Here is a 16,156-nt window from a genome sequence, read left to right as displayed (position 1 = left end):
CTGACGATGGCTGGTCCCGACCGCTTACCCCGTGGCCCAGGACACACTCGTCCGGAGCAGTCGCGTCACTCGAAAGGAGTACTCAGGACGCGGGGTACCGCTAGGCTCTGAGCAGGTTCGCCAGGTGGACGGCGTTGCGGACCAGCGTCGCGTTCGTCGAGGCCACGGCCTCGGGCGGCTCGTCGAGGTCCTGGTAGGGCGCCGTCCTCGTTGCCCGGCGTGCGATGAGATCGCCGCTCGACTTCGCGGGCGACGGCTTGAGCGTGCAGGTCAGCGTGAGGACACGCAGGGTCATGACGGTCTCCGTTCAGCGGGCTTCGGCGGTGACCGCGGATTCGGGCACCAGCTTGTGGTAGGCGCGCAGCGTGTCGGCGGCGACGCGGTCCCACGAGTAACGGGCCGCCGCGCGGTCGTGGCCGGCGGTGCCGTACGCGTCGCAGAGCGCCGGGTCGTCGAGCAGCCGCCGGACCCGCGCCGCGAGCTCCTTCGGCCGGCCCGGGCGGACCAGCACCCCGGTGACGCCGTCGACGACGGTGTCGGCCAGCCCGCCCACCGCGGCCGCGACGACCGGGACCCCGCAGGCCATCGCCTCGAGCGCCACGATCCCGAACGGTTCGTAAAACGGTGTACACAGGACGGCGTCGGCCGAACGCAGCAGGGAGGGCAGGTCCTCGCGGGAGACCCGGCCGGGCCACCGGACGCGGTCGCCGACGCCCAGCTTGCCGGCCAGCTCCCGCAGCCGCTTCGCCTCGGGATCCTGCGGCAGGAGGTCGCGCTCGGGACCGCCCGCGATCACCAGCTCGGTGTCGGGCAGCTGGGCGAGCGCGGTGATCGCGACGCCGAACCCCTTGCGCGGCACCAGCCGGCCCACGCTCACCAGCCGGTGGCGTTCGTGGCGGCGGGCCACCGGACCGTCCACGGTGAACCGGCCGAGGTCGACGCCGCACGGCACGATCGAGATCCGCGACCGCGGCACGCCGAGGCGCGCCAGCTCGAACACCTCGTCCGGGCAGGTGGCGATCACACTCGCGGCCTGCCGGCCGATGATCCGCTCCAGCCGGACCCGGTCGGCCGGGCCGGTGTCCCGCTCGCCCCGGTACCGCTTCTCGACCGCGCCGAGGGCGTGGAAGGTCTGCGCGACCGGCGTCCCGGTCGCACTCGCGGCGAGGACGGCCGCGAGCCCGGACAGCCAGAAGTGCGCGTGCGCGAGGTCGGGCCGGTCGGTGGCCCACCGGTCCCGCAGGAAGCTGCCGAACTCGCCCGCGTACGGGAGGAGGACGTCCACCGGCTCCTTCCGCGGCGGCCCGGCGGGGACGGACACGACCCGGTAGCCCTGGGGCGCCCGGACTTCGGCCGGTTCGTCGCGGCTCTCCCGGCGCGTGTAGACGGTGACGTCGTGGCCGGCGCGAGTGAGGGCCGCCGAAAGCTCGGCGACGTGGACGTTCTGTCCGCCGGCGTCGGTTTCGCCCGGTGCCGCCAAGGGGTTGGCGTGCCCGGACACCATCGCGATCTTCATCGGTGGGGCGTTCCCTTCGGGGTGCTGCGGACCCTCTCGGCGAGGAGGTGGTCGTGAGGGGTGGGGAAGGCGCCCGGCCCGTGGCGGTGCCAGGCCGTGCGTCGCCTCCAAAAGGGACAGTCCGGGCCGGGACCGGCGGACATCCTCGCCACACCGCGCGCCCCTGAGCCGCGCGGATGCCGGGGCAGTACGCTCGGGCGCCGGGATCCGGGATCGGTCATGACCCCTGGTTTCCCGGAGAACGACTGTTAAACGTGCCCCCGGAGGGGGTACCCGGCTCGCGGCGCCCGCGCCGACGAAGGGACGGCCTTCCATGCGGTTCACCCCACGGGGTACCCGGTTCTTCGACCTCCTCACCGACGCGGCGAAGAACCTGGTGACCGCCACCGCGGTGATGAGCGAGCTCATCACCGCCGAGCCCGGTGAGCGGGAACCCTTCGCCAAGCGCCTGCACGAGGTCGAGCACCAGGGCGACGAGCTGATGCACACGATCATGGTGGAGCTGAACAGCTCGTTCGTGACGCCGTTCGACCGTGAGGACATCCAAGCGCTGGCCGGGAAGATCGACGACGTGCTCGACTTCCTGGACACCGCGGCGGACCTCGCCGTGCTGTACCGCATCGAGGCGTTCCCGCCGGGTACCGACCTGCTGGTCCGGGTGCTCTCCCGCGCCGCGGAGCTGACCGCGACGTCGATGCCGGGGCTGGCGAAGGTCGGGGAGCTCGAGCCGTACTGGATCGAGATCAACGAGCTCGAGAACGAGGCCGACCGGATCTACCGGCGCATCCTGGCCCACCTGTTCGAGCCCGGCGGCGACGCCCTCGAGGTGCTGAAGACCAAGGAGGTCGTCGAGCAGTTCGAGCTGGCGGCCGACGCGTTCGAGCACGTCGCCGACGTGGTGCAGACCATTGCCGTCAAGGAGTCCTGAGTGACGGGCACCGCCGCCCTGGTCGTCGTGATCGTCCTCACACTCTTCTTCGACTACACCAACGGGTTCCACGACGCGGCGAACGCGATCGCGAGCGCGGTGTCGACGCGGGCGCTGACCCTGCGCGCGGCGCTGCTGCTCGCGGCGGTGATGAACCTGGCGGGCGCGCTGCTGTCCACCGGCATCGCCGCGACGGTGGCCAAGGGCATCATCGACGTCCCGGCCGGCCCGGACGCGCTCACGGTCGTGTTCGCCGCGCTCGCGGGGGCGATCACCTGGAACCTGACCACCTGGTACTTCGGGCTCCCGTCGTCGTCCTCGCACTCGCTGATCGGCGGGATGGTCGGTGCGGCGCTGGCCGCCGCGAGCACCGTGCACTGGGCCGGGATCGGCGAGAAGGTGCTGATCCCGATGGTCGCGTCCCCGCTGCTCGGGCTGGGTCTGGGCTACTTCGCGATGGTCGCGGCGCTGTGGCTGCTGCGCCGCGCCAACCCGCACCGCAGCGGCCGGGTGTTCCGCCGGTTCCAGATCCTCTCGGCGTCGGCCCTCGCTCTCGGCCACGGTCTGCAGGACGCGCAGAAGGGCATGGGCGTGATCGTCCTGGCGTTGGTGGCGGCGGGGGAGCAGAAGACGTTCGACGTGCCGCTGTGGGCGACGCTGCTGTGCGCGGCGGCCCTTTCGCTGGGCACCTACTCGGGCGGTCTCCGGATCATGCGGACCCTGGGCCGGCGGGTGTTCCCCCTGGACCCGCCGCACGGCTTCGTCGCGGAGTCGGTGGCTTCGTCGGTGCTGTACGTCACGGCGTTCGCGGTCAAGGCCCCGATCTCGACGACCCACGTGATCACGGCGGCGATCATGGGCGTCGGCGCGACGCGGCGGCTCTCGGCGGTGCGGTGGGGGATCGCCCGCGACATCGTGCTGGGCTGGGTCCTGACCTTCCCGGCCGCGGCGGCGGTCGCGGCAGCCGTGTACCTGGTGGCCGACGCGCTCACCTGACCCGCGTTTGCCCGGACCGCGTGCGGGAAACCGGGGCCCGGGAGCCATCCGGGACCCGCACGCGGAAAGGGAGAGCCATGAAGGCAGTGACCTGGCACGGCAAGCGCGACGTCCGCGTCGAGGAGGTACCGGACCCCAAGATCGAGGAGTCCACCGACGCCGTCATCCGCGTCACCTCGACCGGGATCTGCGGCTCCGACCTGCACCTGTACGAGGTGCTGGGCGCGTTCATGACCGAAGGCGACATCCTCGGCCACGAGCCGATGGGCGTCGTCGAGGAGGTCGGGGACGCCGTGACCGGCATCAAGCCCGGCGACCGCGTCGTGATCCCCTTCACCATCTCCTGCGGCCACTGCTGGATGTGCGAGCGCGGCCTGCAGTCGCAGTGCGAAACCACCCAGGTCAAGGACCAGGGCAAGGGCGCCGCGCTGCTCGGCTACACCAGGCTCTACGGCCAGGTCCCCGGCGGGCAGGCCGAGTACCTGCGCGTCCCGCAGGCGCAGTACGGCCCGATCAAGGTCCCGGACGGCCCGCCGGACGAGCGGTTCGTCTACCTCTCCGACGTCGTGCCCACCGCCTGGCAGGCCGTCGAGTACGCGAACGTCCCCCGCGACGGCACGGTCGTCGTCTTCGGGCTCGGGCCGATCGGGCAGATGAGCTGCCGCATCGCGCGGCACCGCGGCGCCGGCCAGGTCATCGGCGTCGACCTCGTGCCCGAGCGGCTCGGCCGGGCCCGCGAGCACGGCGTCACCGCGATCGACACCCGCGACCACAAGGACATCGGCGACGCCATCCGCCAGCTGACGAACGGCCGTGGCGCGGACTCGGTCATCGACGCCGTCGGCATGGAGGCCCACGGCGCTCCGGTCGGCAAGCTCGCGCACAACCTCGTCAACCTGCTCCCGCAGCAGCTCGGCGCCAAGATCACCGAGAAGGCCGGCATCGACCGCCTGAGTGTGCTGTACGCGGCCATCGACAGCGTCCGCCGCGGCGGCACGATCTCGCTGTCCGGTGTCTACGGCGGCATGGTCGACCCGATGCCGATGATGGAGCTGTTCGACAAGCAGATCCAGCTGCGGATGGGCCAGGCCAACGTCCGGCACTGGCTCGACGACATCATGCCGGTGCTGACCGCCGACGGCGACCCGCTCGGCGTCGAAGGCTTCGCCACCCACAAGCTGCCCCTGTCCGAAGCGCCGCGCGCGTACGAGATCTTCCAGAAGAAGCTCGACGGCGCCCAGAAGATCCTGCTCCAGCCCACCGTCCAGTAGCCCCCGGGAGGAACCTGCCGTTGCGAGCCGTCACCTCGCTGCCGTACGCCATCACCGAGACCGATCACGTCCGGATCCCGGTGTCCGACGGAACCGTGCTGTCCGCCCGAATCTGGCGGCCGGTCGCGTCGGACACCGAGCCGGTGCCGGCGATCCTCGAGTACATCCCCTACCGCAAGCGGGATCTCACCGCGCCCCGCGACTCGATCCACCACCCCTACCTCGCCGGGCACGGGTACGCCTGCGTTCGTGTGGACATCCGCGGCACCGGCGAGTCCGAGGGGGTCCTGGCCGACGAGTACCTCGAACGCGAGCAGCTCGACGCCGAGGAAGTCCTGGAGTGGATCGCCGCGCAGCCGTGGTGCACCGGCGACACCGGGATGATGGGGATCTCGTGGGGCGCGTTCGCCGCGCTGCAGGTGGCCGCGCGGAAGCCGCCGAGCCTGCGGGCGATCGTGATCTCGTCGTTCACCGACGACCGGTTCGCCGACGACCTGCACTACATGGGCGGCTGCCTGCTGTCGGACAACGTCGCCGAGTCCGGCACCATGTTCGCCTACGCCACGCTGCCCCCGGACCCGGCCGTCGTCGGCGGGCGGTGGCGCGAGATGTGGCGCGAACGGCTGGACAACTGCAGCCTGTGGATCGAGAACTGGCTGGCCCACCAGCGCCGTGACGACTACTGGCGGCACGCGTCGGTCTGCGGGAACTACAGCGACGTCCAGGTCCCGGTGCTCGCCTCGAGCGGCTGGGCCGACGGCTACTCCAACGCCGTGATCCGGCTGCTCGCCCACCTCGACGTCCCGCGGCGCGGCCTGATCGGGCCGTGGTCGCACAAGTACCCGCACCTCGGCGAGCCGGGCCCGGCCATCGGCTACCTCCAGGAAGTCGTGACGTGGTGGGACCACTGGCTCCGCGGCGAGGAGAACGAGGCCATGGACGGGCCGATGCTGCGGACGTGGATGCAGGAGAGCGTCCCGCCGTCGACGTCGTACGAGGACCGGCCCGGCCGGTGGGTCGGGGAGTCCACTTGGCCGTCGCCGCATGTGCGCCTCACCGAGCTGCCACTGGCCCCGCACCGGCTCGCGCGCCCGGGCGAAGTCGTCGAGGACCACGCATTGGTGGTGTCGTCGCCGCTGTCGGTGGGGCAGTTCGCCGGCAAGTGGGCGTCCTACAGCGCGCCGCCCGACCTGCCCTACGACCAGCGCGAGGAGGACGGCGGGTCGCTCGTCTTCGACACCGACGTGCTCACCGAACGCTGCGAAGTCCTCGGCTCGCCGAAGGTGCGGCTGGAGGTCTCGGCCGATCAGCCGGTCGCGATGGTCGCGGCGCGGCTGTCCGACGTCGCGCCGGACGGGCGCGCCACGCGCGTCACCTACGGCCTGCTCAACCTGACCCACCGCGACGGCCACGACGAGCCCGCGCCGATGGAACCCGGCGAGCGCTGCGCGGTCGAGATCGAGCTGAACGCCGTCGCGCAGGCTTTCCCGGCGGGACACCGGATCCGGCTCTCACTGTCCACTTCGTACTGGCCGCTGGCCTGGCCGCCGCCGAAGCCGGTGCTGCTGTCCGTCCACACCGGACACAGCGCGCTGGAGCTGCCGGTGCGCCCGGCCGCCGAACCGGACGAGCTGCCGGCCCGGCCGTTCGGCGAACCCGAAGGCACCCCGCCGATCCCGGTGACCGCGCTGACGCCGGGGGAGCAGCGCTGGACCGTCTCGCGGGACCTCGTCGACTACCACTCCGCGCTGGACATCGTGAAGAACGCGGGCACCGTGCGCTTCGACGACCTCGACCTGGAGGTCACCCGCGACGTCCGGGAGCGCTACACCTGGGAGGCCGACGACTTCTGCTCGCCGGTCGCGGAGACCGCGTGGTCGGTCACGTTCGCCCGCGGCGAGTGGGTCGCGCGCAGCGAGACCCGCACCCGCGTGTCCTGCACGGACACCGAGTTCGTCATCGACGCCCAGCTCGACGGCTACGAGGGCGCCCGGCGGATCGTCTCCCGCAACTGGCACCGGACGATCCCGCGCGACCTGGTCTAGTTTCACCTCCGCGTGCCGGGGTACGCACCCGGAGTGCGCATCGTGATCACCGGGGCCACCGGTAACGTCGGGACGGCGCTGCTGGACGCCCTCGAACCCGGCCACGACGTCGTCGGCCTGGCCCGGCGGCTGCCCGACACGACGGCCGAGCCCTACCGGGCCGCGGGCTGGCGGGCGATGGACATCGGCGTGCCGGGCGCGGACCGCGAGCTGACCGACCTGTTCGAAGGCGCCGACGCCGTCGTCCACCTCGCCTGGGCCATCTCGCCGGTGCGCGGCGACCCGCCGATGTGGCGGACCAACGACCACGGCACCCGGCACGTCCTCTCGGCGGTCGCGGCGGCCGGCGTCCCGCACCTGGTCGTCGCGTCGTCCGTGGCCGCTTACGGGCCCGCGCCTCGCTGGGAGAAGGTGCCCGAAGCCCACCCGTGCACCGGGATCGCGCCCAGCGCGTACAGCCGGGGCAAGGCAGCGCTGGAGACCCTGCTCGACCGGTTCGGGGAGCGGCACCCGGAGGTCGGGGTGGCGCGGCTGCGGCCGTGCGCGATCCTGCACCGGCGCGCGGCCGGGGAGTTCTCGCGGTGGCTGCTCGACCCGGTGGTGCCCGCCCGGCTCGTCGGCGGCCGCGGGCTGCCGGTTCCGCTGTGGACGGACCTGCGCGCGCAGATCGTCCACACCTCCGACGTCGCCGCCGCGATCCGGCTGATCCTCGACGCCCGCTTCACCGGCCCGGTCAACCTCGCCGCGCCCGAGGTGCTCGACGCCGATGCGCTGGCCGCGGTCCTCGGCGGCGTCCGCGTGCCGGTGCCGAAGCCGTTGGCGCAGGTCGCGGCACGGGCCGCGTGGTGGACCGGTGCACTGCCGCTGCACCCGGGCTGGCTCGAGCTCGCCGACCGGGCGGCGCTCGCCGACACCACCCTGGCGGAGACCGCGCTGGGCTGGCAACCTCGGTACGACGCACCGTCCGCGCTCGCCGAACTGGTCGCCGGGCTCCGGTCGGGCGCGGGGGCGGCGAGTGCACCCCTGGCTCCGCCGCGCCGCGACGGGGCACTGGCCCGGCTCCGCTCCCTCACCCGGGCCGGACCGAGCCACCAGTCGCAGTCCTGAACTCCGGGAGGCCGCCAGTGAGTACCGAAGCCGTCGACGCCGTCGTGATCGGCGCCGGGCACAACGGCCTGGTGGCGGCGAACGTCCTCGCGGACGCGGGCTGGTCGGTGCTCGTGCTGGAGGCCACGGAGCACCCGGGCGGCGCGGTCCGGACCGCCGAGGTCACCGAGCCCGGCTTCCGCAACGACCTGTTCAGCGCCTTCTACCCGCTGACGGCGGTGTCCCCGGCGATCCGGAGCCTGCGGCTGGAGGAGCACGGCCTGCGCTGGCGGCACGCGCCCGACGTCCTGGCGCACGTGCTGCCCGACGACCGGAGTGTGGTGCTGTCACGGGACATCGACCGCACGGCAGCGTCGGTCGAGGAGTTCGCGCCCGGCGACGGCGACGCGTGGCGCCGGCTGTTCGAGGAGTGGCGCGAAATCCGCGAACCCTTGCTGAACGCGTTGTTCACGCCGTTCCCCCCGGTCCGCTCGGGGCTGAAGCTGCTGCGCCGCACCGGCACGGCCGACGCGTTGCGCTTGGCGCGCATGCTGACGCTGCCCGCGCGCCGGTTCGGCGACGAGCTGTTCGCCGGGGAAGGCGCCCGGCTGCTGGTGGCGGGGAACTCCGCGCACAGCGACCTTTCCGTGGACAACGCGGGCAGCGCCGTCTTCGGCTGGCTGCTCGCGATGATCGGGCAGGACGAGGGTTTCCCGGTGCCCGAAGGCGGTGCGGGCGAGCTGATCTCGGCTTTGGTGCGCCGGCTGGAGTCCCGCGGCGGAAGAGTCCAGTGTGGACGTCCGGTCCGGGAGATCCTCATCGGCGACGGCCGCGCGCTGGGCGTGCGCGACAGTTCCGGCTCTCCGGTCCGGGCCCGCAAGGCGGTGCTCGCCGACGTTCCCGCGCCGATCTTGTACCGCAAGCTGGTGGGGGAGGAGTGGCTGCCCGCGCGGCTGGTCGAGGACCTGGGCAAGTTCGAATGGGACAGCGCGACGGTGAAGGTGGACTGGGCGCTGTCCGGCCCGATCCCGTGGACGGCTCCGGGCGCGCGCGGCGCGGGGACGGTCCACCTCGGAACGGACCTCGACGGGCTGTCCGCGTTCGGTAGCGAACTTGCCCGCGGCCGGACCCCACGCCGGCCGTTCCTGCTGCTCGGCCAGATGACCACGACCGACCCGACGCGCTCGCCCGCGGGCACGGAGGCGGCGTGGGCGTACACGCACGTGCCGCGCGGCACGATGGAGAACCGCGCGGCCCTGGAGCGGCGGGCCAAGCGCATCGAGGAGACGGTCGAGGCGAACGCGCCGGGGTTCACCGGCCTGATCAAGGCCCGGTACGTGCAGGGGCCGGCCGAGCTGGCGGACCACAACCCCGGCCTGGTGGGCGGCGCGATCAACGCGGGGACCACGGCGATCCACCAGCAGCTGTTCTTCCGCCCGGTCCCGGGGACGGGACGCGCGGACACGCCGGTGGACCGGCTGTTCCTGGCGGGAGCATCGGCCCATCCAGGCGGCGCGGTACACGGCGGCCCGGGAGCGAACGCGGCCCGGGCAGCGCTGGCCCGGGCCGGTCGCCTCGGCGGCGGGTACGCGGCGGTGATCCGAGCGGCCCACCGCGCGATCTACGGCTGACCCGGCGGTCCGCTTTGCGTATTACGGGCGTGGGTGGCCGGTCTTCGTCCGCGAGTGCTTACCGGTCGCCAAGTCGGCCAGCCGGGCCAAGGACTCCGTGTTCCGCGGCTTCAGCAGCAACGACTGCAGCACCGCCGGAAGGACCTTCGCGGGCCCGCGGACGACGTGCTCGGTCATCCGGACCAGCGTCCCTCCGCCGTGCGGGACGAGCGTGATCCCGACCGCCGCCGCTCCGACGGGCCACGCCCGGGCCTCCAGGGACAGGGAAAGGCCCGGCTGGACCGCTGTCACGACCGTCTCGTCCTGGATGTGCACCGGCCACGGGCCCACGCTGTGGTGGATCCGCGAGCCGACTCCCGGCCAGTCCTGGTCGACGTCGCGGATGTGCGAGCTGCCGACCACCCAGCCGGCGTAGAGCCAGCCGTCGGCGAGGACGTCGAACACGGCGTCGGGTGGTACGTCGATCACTCGGCTGACCTCGGTCACGGCTTCCTCCTGGTCTTCGTGGGCGGGGGAGGAGTACCCCGTCGCGGACGGGGTATGCCCGCCGCGGAGAAGCGGAGGTTCGACGGTGGCGAGACGACGGAAAGAACCCGAAAGCCCGGGCGAACTGTCCAAAGGGACCTGGGGCGGGGTGCTCAAACGGACCTTCAAGCAGTTCAACCGGGACAACCTGACCGACTGGGCGGCGGCGCTCACGTACTACGCCGTGCTGTCGCTGTTCCCGGGCATCATCGTGCTCACGGCGATCCTCGGTCTGCTGGGGCCGAACGCGATCCAGACGGTGATCGACACCATCAACCAGGTCGTTCCGGGGCAGGGTAAGGACATCCTCGTCGGGGCGATCAAGGAGCTGGCGGGCTCGCGCGGCCTGGCCGGGCCGCTGGCGATCATCGGCCTGCTCGGCGCGCTGTGGTCGGCGTCCGGCTACGTCGGCGCGTTCATGCGCGCGTCGAACTCGATCTACGGCATGCCCGAAGGACGCCCGATCTGGAAGACGATCCCGCTGCGGATCGCGCTGACGGTCGGCATCGTCGTGCTGCTGGCGGCGTGCGCGCTGGGCGTCGTCGCGACCGGTTCGGTCGCCCGGCGGATCGGTGACCTGATCGGGCTCGGCTCGACCGGTGTCCTGGTGTGGGAGATCGCGAAGTGGCCGGTGATCGCGGTGCTCGTCAGCCTCGCGTTCGCGTTGCTGTACTGGGTCGGGCCGAACGTGCGGCAGCCGGGGTTCAAGTGGCTGACGCCGGGCGGGCTGGTGGCCGTGGTGCTGTGGGTGCTGGCGTCCGCGGGCTTCGCGTTGTACGTCGCGAACTTCGGTTCGTACAACAAGACCTACGGTTCGCTGGCCGGGGTGATCGTGTTCCTTGTATGGTTGTGGATCTCGAACCTCGCGGTGCTGCTGGGGGCGGAGCTGGACGCCGAGCTGGCCCGCGGGCGCACGATCGAGGCGGGGCGCGGGGAGGATCAGGAGGAGCCGTTCCTGCCGCCGCGCGACACGAAGGCGATGGACGCCGACGAAGCCACGGCCGTGGCGAAGGAAACCGAACGGAGCTGAGCGGGATGGCCTGCCGGATCACCGAGCTCGTGCTGGACTGCCGGGACCCCGACCGGCTCGCGGAGTTCTGGTGTGCGGTGCTCGGCTACGAGATCATCGGCCACGAGCCCGACGGCCTCGAGCTGGGCCCGGCCGGCGGCCGGTTCGGCGCCGGACCGCCGACGCTGATCTTGGCTCAGACGGAGCACCCCCGCCGCGGAAAGCTGCCGTTGCACCTGGACGTGAGCCCGGCGGGCGGCGACCAGGAGACGGAGCTGGCCCGGTTGCTGGCCCTGGGCGCGCGCCCGGCCGACGTCGGTCAGGACGGCAGCGAGTCCTGGGAGGTGCTGCAGGACCCGGAGGGGAACGAGTTCTGCCTGCTGCGCAAGGACGTCGGGGCGGCCTGACAAGAGGCCATGAAAGACTCTTTCACGGCGTCGGACGCGGTGAACGACTCTTTCATGACGTTCGGGAGGTTGCGCGGCTGACGTGCGTCCGGTTCGGTGCGGCGATCTGCGGTGCGGTGAACGACTCTTTCATTACGCCGGGCGCGGTGAACGACTCTTTCATGACGTTCCGGAGGTCGCGCGCCCGACGTGCGCCCGGCTCAGTGCGGCGATCCGCGGTGCGGTGAACGACTCTTTCATCGCGCCGGACGCGGTGAACGACCCTTTCATGACCTACCCACGCGCGCCCGCAGGCAGCGGTCAGCGCTCGTCGGGCGCCGCTGCGCAGCGGCGCCACTGCACCTGGTCGCCGGCTCGGTCCGCGTGCCACACGGGCGTCTCCTCGGACTCCCACGTCGGCAGCAGCCGTCCGGTCACCACGCGACCACGGGCGACCCGGCCGAACAGCTCCACCCCGTCGGCCCGGCGCGCCGCCGGGATCCATGCCGGGAACCTCGTTCCCGGCAGCTTGCGCTCGATCCACTCCCGGGCCGAGCCTTCGCTCCCGTGGTCGGATTCGACGATGCTCGACACCGGGCCGTCGCCGCCGACCGTGAGGCCGATCGACGCGCGCCAGCGCACGGGGGGAGCGTCGGGATTCATTGGTCCCAGGCTCCCGGACGAGCGGGTCCGCGGGCCAGTACACGGACGGGTGGATCGGCGCTCACTCACCGTGTCTCCTGTCCCTCGTTGATCATGATCCATCCGATGGTTTCCCCGGCCGGGTGACTTTCAATCACGCACGGCTGAGCAACCTTGCGCACGCCTTCTCCAGCACCGCCCGCGCGTCGTCCCCGTCGACACGGGCCGCCCGCTTCAGCGCCGCCGAAATCGTGCGCTCGTCGCGGTACGCCTCGACCAGCCGGGGGTCCACATAGGACGACCGGCAGACCGCCGGGGTGTTGCCGAGCGCCCGCGAGACCTCCTTCATCACGCCCGCCTCCGCGCGCTTGCGGGCGGTCTCCGACGAGGGCGGGTCCGCCGCGGCGAACGCCGTCGCCGCCAGGACGGTGGCGTTCCACGTCCGCAAGTCCTTGGCGGTGCAGTCGTCGCCGGCCAGCTCCTTGAACCGCTCGTTGATGTCGGCCGCGTGCACCTCGTGCCAGGCCCGGCCGTCGCGGTGGACGAGCAGCCGGTCACTGTCCGACCGGCTGCGCAGCAGCGACTTCACCACCGACGCCAGTGCCTCGTCCCGGATCGCCACTTCGCGGTCGAGACCACCCTTGGCGACGTAGCAGAACCGGCACTCGTCCCCGCGGACCGCCGCGTGCTCCCGCAGCAGCGTCGCGACGCCGTGGGTGCCGTTCTCCTCCGCGTACTCCTCGCCGCCGGTGCGGAAGATCCCCCGGTCGAGCATCCGCAGGGCCGCCGCGAGGACCCGCTTCCGGGTGAGGCCGGACCCGGCGAGATCGGCCTCGACGGAGGCCCGCCACTCCGGGAGCCGGCGGGCCATCGCCAGCACGCGGTCGTGCTTCTCCTCGTCGCGGTCCCGGCGCCACTGCTCGTGGTAGAGGTACTGGCGCCGCCCCGCGTCGTCGGTCCCGACGGCCTGGACGTGCCCGTTCGGGTACGGGCAGATCCACACGTCCCGCCAGGCCGGCGGGATGACCAGGCCCTTGATCCGGTCGAGCGGCTCGGAGCCGGTGACCGGCTCGCCGTCGGTCGTCGAGTACGAGAAGCCGCGGCCGCGGCGGACCCGCCGGATGCCGGGGCCGCGCAGGTCACTGCGCCGGAGTCGGGTGCGTGCCACCCCGGCTGATACCCGCCCCGGCGGCCGGGAAACCCGGGATGCCCCGGTCGGGGCGGGGGCTCACGCCGGGCCGGGGTGCAGCGGGCGCACCGCCGGGCCCTGGACCACTTCGCCGTCGACGCCGAACCGCGAGCCGTGGCAGGGGCAGTCCCATGTCTTTTCCGCGTCGTTGAACGAGACCAGGCAGCCGAGGTGCGTGCAGTGCGCGCCGACCGTGTGCAGCTGCCCGGCTTCGTCGCGGTGCGCCGCGACGAGCTCACCGCCGACGCGGACGACCTCCGCGTCACCGGGCCGGAGGTCGTCGAGCTTGTCCGCGCGCCACAGCGCGGCGACGTGGTCGCCGATGAGGTACCGCGCGACCGTGAGGTTGTCCTCGGCCACGCCGAGCACCGAGCGGGCGTCGAAACGGTTGGGGTCGAACAGGTCCGCGGCCGGGTGCGGATCGCCGAGGATCCGCGCCGCGAGGACGTGACCGGCCGCGGTGCCGCCGGTCATGCCCCACTGGCCGAACCCGGTGGCCACCCAGAGGTTCTTCGTCCCCGGCAGGTACCGGCCGACATACGGCATCTTGTCCACTGTGGACATGTCGTGGGCGGACCAGCGGTGGGTCACGCGGTGCAGGCCCGCGTGCTCATCCGCCCAGTCCGCGAGCCGCCGGTACCGGCGCTCGACGTGCACGTGCGCGCCGACGCGGTAGTGCTCGCCGCCCGCGATCACCATCGGCGTGCCCGCTTCGGTGTAGCCGCGCACGGAGTGGTGCGTGTCGGCATCGAGGAACATCCCTTCCGGCGAGGCGTTCCCGGCCGCCGGGCCCGCCACGACGAGGTCCCGGACCGGTTCGAGCCGGGCGAAGTACAGGCCGCGGTCGAGCACGGGGTAATGGGTCGCGACGACGACCTCGCTCGCCACGACGTCGCCGCGCGAGGTGCGGACGGTGTGCCCGTTCAGCGCGGTCGCGCGGGCGTTCTCGACGACCGTGCCGCCCGCGCGCTCGATCCCGGCGGCCAGCCCGAGCAGCCACCGGCGCGGGTGGAAGTGCGCCTGCCCGGTGGTCCGGACGGCGCCGAGCGCGGGGACGTCGAGCGCGACGTCGTCGACGAACGACGCGGCCAGGCCCGCCGCGGCCGCGGCGTCCGCTTCCCGTTTCAGCGTGTCGACGGTGTTCTCGCGGGTCGTGTAGACGTAGCTGTCCGCGCGGGTGAACCCGCAGTCGATCCCGGACTCGGCCGCCGTGGCGGCGACCCACTCGAGGGCGGCCGCCTGCGACCCGGCGTAGGTCCTGGCCGCGTCGGCGCCGTGCCGGGACGTCAGCTCCGCGTACTTCACGCCGTGCTGGGCACTGACTTTCGCCGTCGTGTGGCCGGACACGCCGGCGGCGACCCGTTCGGCTTCCAGCACGACGACCGAGCGGCCGCCGCGGGCGAGCAGCAGCGCCGTGGTGAGCCCGGCGATGCCCGCACCGAGCACCGCGACGTCGGCCTCCGCGGGCATCGGCACCCCGGTGCGGTCCGGCGCCGGAGCGGTGTCGACCCAGAGGGAAAGCGGTTCGGGCAGTGCGGTCATGCGCGCGGGATGCCCGCTCGCGGTGCGCCGAAACTCGGCCGTACGGACCGTTTTGGGCCGAAGCGGCCGGGTAGGTCTCCCGGCATGAGTGCCAACATCTTCGTAGTCGGCCTGGACGAGGAGAACCAGCGCGTTCTGGATCGCTTGCCCTGGGCCGGGACCTATCGGTTCCACGGCGTGCTGAGCCCGGAGGACCTGCAACACGGCGAGATCGACTTCGATGCGCTGCTGAAGACCGCGCAGCACCAGCTCGACGCGTTCGACGGCGACGTCGCCGCGATCGTCACCTACTGGGACTTCCCGGCGGCGACACTCGTGCCGATCCTGTGCGCCCGCTACGGCCTCCCCAGCCTGTCGCTGGAGGCGGTGCTGAAGTGCGAGCACAAGTACTGGAGCCGGCTCGAGCAGCGCGAGGTGATCGACGAGCTGCCGAACTTCGGCATCGTCGACCTCGACGACGAGCGGCCGAAGCCGCCCGAGGGCGTCGGTTTCCCGATGTGGCTCAAGCCGGTGAAGGCGTTCTCGTCCGAGCTCGCGTTCAAGGCCCGGGACGACGCCGAGTTCGCCGCCGCGGTCTCCGAGATCCGCGCCGGTGTCGGCAGAGTGGGGGAGGCGTTCGGCGCCGTGCTCGACCAGGTGCAGCTGCCGCCGGAGATCGCCCGGGTCGGCGGGGCGGCGTGCCTGGCCGAAGAAGCGCTGCACGGCGTCCAGGCGGCGGTGGAGGGATACGTCTACCACGGCGAAGTCGTCGTCTACGGCGCGCTCGACTCGGTCGACTACCCGGACAGCTCGTCGTTCCTGCGTCACCAGTACCCGTCGCAGCTGGGCGAGGAGCCCCTCCGGCGGATGCGGGAGGTGGCCGAGCGGGTGATGAAGCGGATCGGCTACGACAACGGCACTTTCAGCATCGAGTTCTTCTGCGACCCCGAGTCGGGCCAGGTCGCCCTGCTGGAGATCAACCCGCGGCACTCGCAGTCGCACGCCGAGCTGTTCGAGTTCGTCGACGGGGTGCCCAACCACGAGATCATGGTGCGGCTGGGGCTGGGCCAGGACCCCGGGCGCCGGCCCCGCGATGGCAAGTACCAGATCGCCGGGAAGTGGTACCTGCGCCGCTTCGAAGACGCGGTCGTGACGCGCGTGCCGACCCGGGAAGAGGTGGCGGCGATCCAGGACCGCATCGACGGCACGCAGATCGCGATCGTGCCCGAGGTGGGGCAACGGCTTTCCGAACTACCGGAGCAGGACAGCTACAGCTTCGAGCTGGCGCAGCTGTTCGTGGCGGCGCACACCGAGCCCGAGATGGCGCGGAAGTACCAGGAGTGCGTGGCCGCGCTGCCGTTCGAGTTCGGGGCGTGACCACCGCGTTTCGTCCTGCCACCGCCGGGCTACC

At 72.5% G+C, this 16,156-nt stretch carries 15 protein-coding genes; 9 read left to right on the top strand and 6 right to left on the bottom strand.

Annotated elements, in window-relative coordinates:
* Positions 1–100: 100 nt before the first annotated feature.
* Both AB0C38_RS17640 and AB0C38_RS17635 read right to left on the bottom strand, forming a co-directional pair.
* Positions 101–295 (bottom strand): hypothetical protein, encoded by a 195-nt coding sequence (locus AB0C38_RS17640; RefSeq protein ID WP_360673814.1) that lies wholly within the window; start codon positions 293–295, stop codon positions 101–103.
* Positions 296–307: 12 nt separating this feature from the next.
* The gene (locus tag AB0C38_RS17635) at positions 308–1,516 is read right to left on the bottom strand and encodes a glycosyltransferase (RefSeq protein WP_360673811.1); all 1,209 of its coding nucleotides are present in this window, start codon (positions 1,514–1,516) and stop codon (positions 308–310) included.
* Positions 1,517–1,829: 313 nt separating this feature from the next.
* Here AB0C38_RS17635 and AB0C38_RS17630 point away from each other — a divergent pair, with 313 nt between their 5' ends.
* The 6 genes from AB0C38_RS17630 (at position 1,830) to AB0C38_RS17605 (ending at position 9,473) form a co-directional block, all read left to right on the top strand.
* Positions 1,830–2,444: a DUF47 family protein gene (locus tag AB0C38_RS17630; RefSeq protein WP_360673808.1), complete on the top strand. Its 615-nt coding sequence runs from the start codon at positions 1,830–1,832 to the stop codon at positions 2,442–2,444.
* Positions 2,445–3,440, top strand: coding sequence for an inorganic phosphate transporter (locus tag AB0C38_RS17625; protein ID WP_155543624.1), 996 nt, complete (start codon positions 2,445–2,447; stop codon positions 3,438–3,440). It begins immediately after the preceding gene.
* Positions 3,441–3,517: 77 nt separating this feature from the next.
* Entirely contained in the window at positions 3,518–4,711 is a 1,194-nt protein-coding gene (locus AB0C38_RS17620) for a zinc-dependent alcohol dehydrogenase (RefSeq protein ID WP_360673805.1), read from the top strand.
* 20 nt (positions 4,712–4,731) lie between these two features.
* Positions 4,732–6,756 (top strand): CocE/NonD family hydrolase, encoded by a 2,025-nt coding sequence (locus tag AB0C38_RS17615; RefSeq protein ID WP_360673802.1) that lies wholly within the window; start codon positions 4,732–4,734, stop codon positions 6,754–6,756.
* Positions 6,757–6,789: 33 nt separating this feature from the next.
* Positions 6,790–7,863, top strand: coding sequence for an NAD-dependent epimerase/dehydratase family protein (locus tag AB0C38_RS17610; RefSeq protein WP_360673799.1), 1,074 nt, complete (start codon positions 6,790–6,792; stop codon positions 7,861–7,863).
* Positions 7,864–7,880: 17 nt separating this feature from the next.
* Positions 7,881–9,473: an NAD(P)/FAD-dependent oxidoreductase gene (locus AB0C38_RS17605; protein WP_360673796.1), complete on the top strand. Its 1,593-nt coding sequence runs from the start codon at positions 7,881–7,883 to the stop codon at positions 9,471–9,473.
* Between the two features lie 21 nt (positions 9,474–9,494).
* Here the strand turns inward: AB0C38_RS17605 and AB0C38_RS17600 are convergent, their stop codons facing one another.
* Complete coding sequence (locus AB0C38_RS17600) at positions 9,495–9,959, bottom strand: SRPBCC family protein (protein ID WP_360673793.1); 465 nt, start codon at positions 9,957–9,959, stop codon at positions 9,495–9,497.
* Positions 9,960–10,044: 85 nt separating this feature from the next.
* Here AB0C38_RS17600 and AB0C38_RS17595 point away from each other — a divergent pair, with 85 nt between their 5' ends.
* Positions 10,045–11,028, top strand: a complete 984-nt coding sequence (locus AB0C38_RS17595; RefSeq protein ID WP_360673790.1) for a YihY/virulence factor BrkB family protein — start codon at positions 10,045–10,047, stop codon at positions 11,026–11,028.
* Between the two features lie 5 nt (positions 11,029–11,033).
* Positions 11,034–11,414 carry a VOC family protein gene (locus AB0C38_RS17590; RefSeq protein WP_360673787.1) on the top strand — a complete coding sequence of 127 codons (381 nt, stop codon included), beginning with the start codon at positions 11,034–11,036 and terminating at the stop codon, positions 11,412–11,414.
* A gap of 300 nt (positions 11,415–11,714) precedes the next feature.
* Here AB0C38_RS17590 and AB0C38_RS17585 read toward each other — a convergent pair whose 3' ends face one another.
* The 3 genes from AB0C38_RS17585 to AB0C38_RS17575 form a co-directional block, all read right to left on the bottom strand.
* Complete coding sequence (locus AB0C38_RS17585) at positions 11,715–12,035, bottom strand: hypothetical protein (RefSeq protein WP_360673784.1); 321 nt, start codon at positions 12,033–12,035, stop codon at positions 11,715–11,717.
* A 154-nt stretch (positions 12,036–12,189) separates the two neighbouring features.
* Entirely contained in the window at positions 12,190–13,203 is a 1,014-nt protein-coding gene (locus AB0C38_RS17580; RefSeq protein ID WP_360673781.1) for a DNA topoisomerase IB, read from the bottom strand.
* Positions 13,204–13,263: 60 nt separating this feature from the next.
* Positions 13,264–14,766, bottom strand: coding sequence for an FAD-dependent oxidoreductase (locus tag AB0C38_RS17575; RefSeq protein WP_360673778.1), 1,503 nt, complete (start codon positions 14,764–14,766; stop codon positions 13,264–13,266).
* A gap of 84 nt (positions 14,767–14,850) precedes the next feature.
* On the opposite strand from AB0C38_RS17575, the gene AB0C38_RS17570 reads away from it, so the two are divergent.
* Positions 14,851–16,122 (top strand): ATP-grasp domain-containing protein, encoded by a 1,272-nt coding sequence (locus tag AB0C38_RS17570; protein WP_360673775.1) that lies wholly within the window; start codon positions 14,851–14,853, stop codon positions 16,120–16,122.
* The last annotated feature ends 34 nt before the right edge of the window (positions 16,123–16,156 follow it).

Origin of the sequence: Amycolatopsis sp. NPDC048633 (genome assembly GCF_040650695.1) — a bacterium.
GTDB lineage: Bacteria > Actinomycetota > Actinomycetes > Mycobacteriales > Pseudonocardiaceae > Amycolatopsis.
The sequence above is the reverse complement of the archived record's forward strand: the minus strand, read 5'-3'. Positions and strand labels throughout refer to the sequence as shown.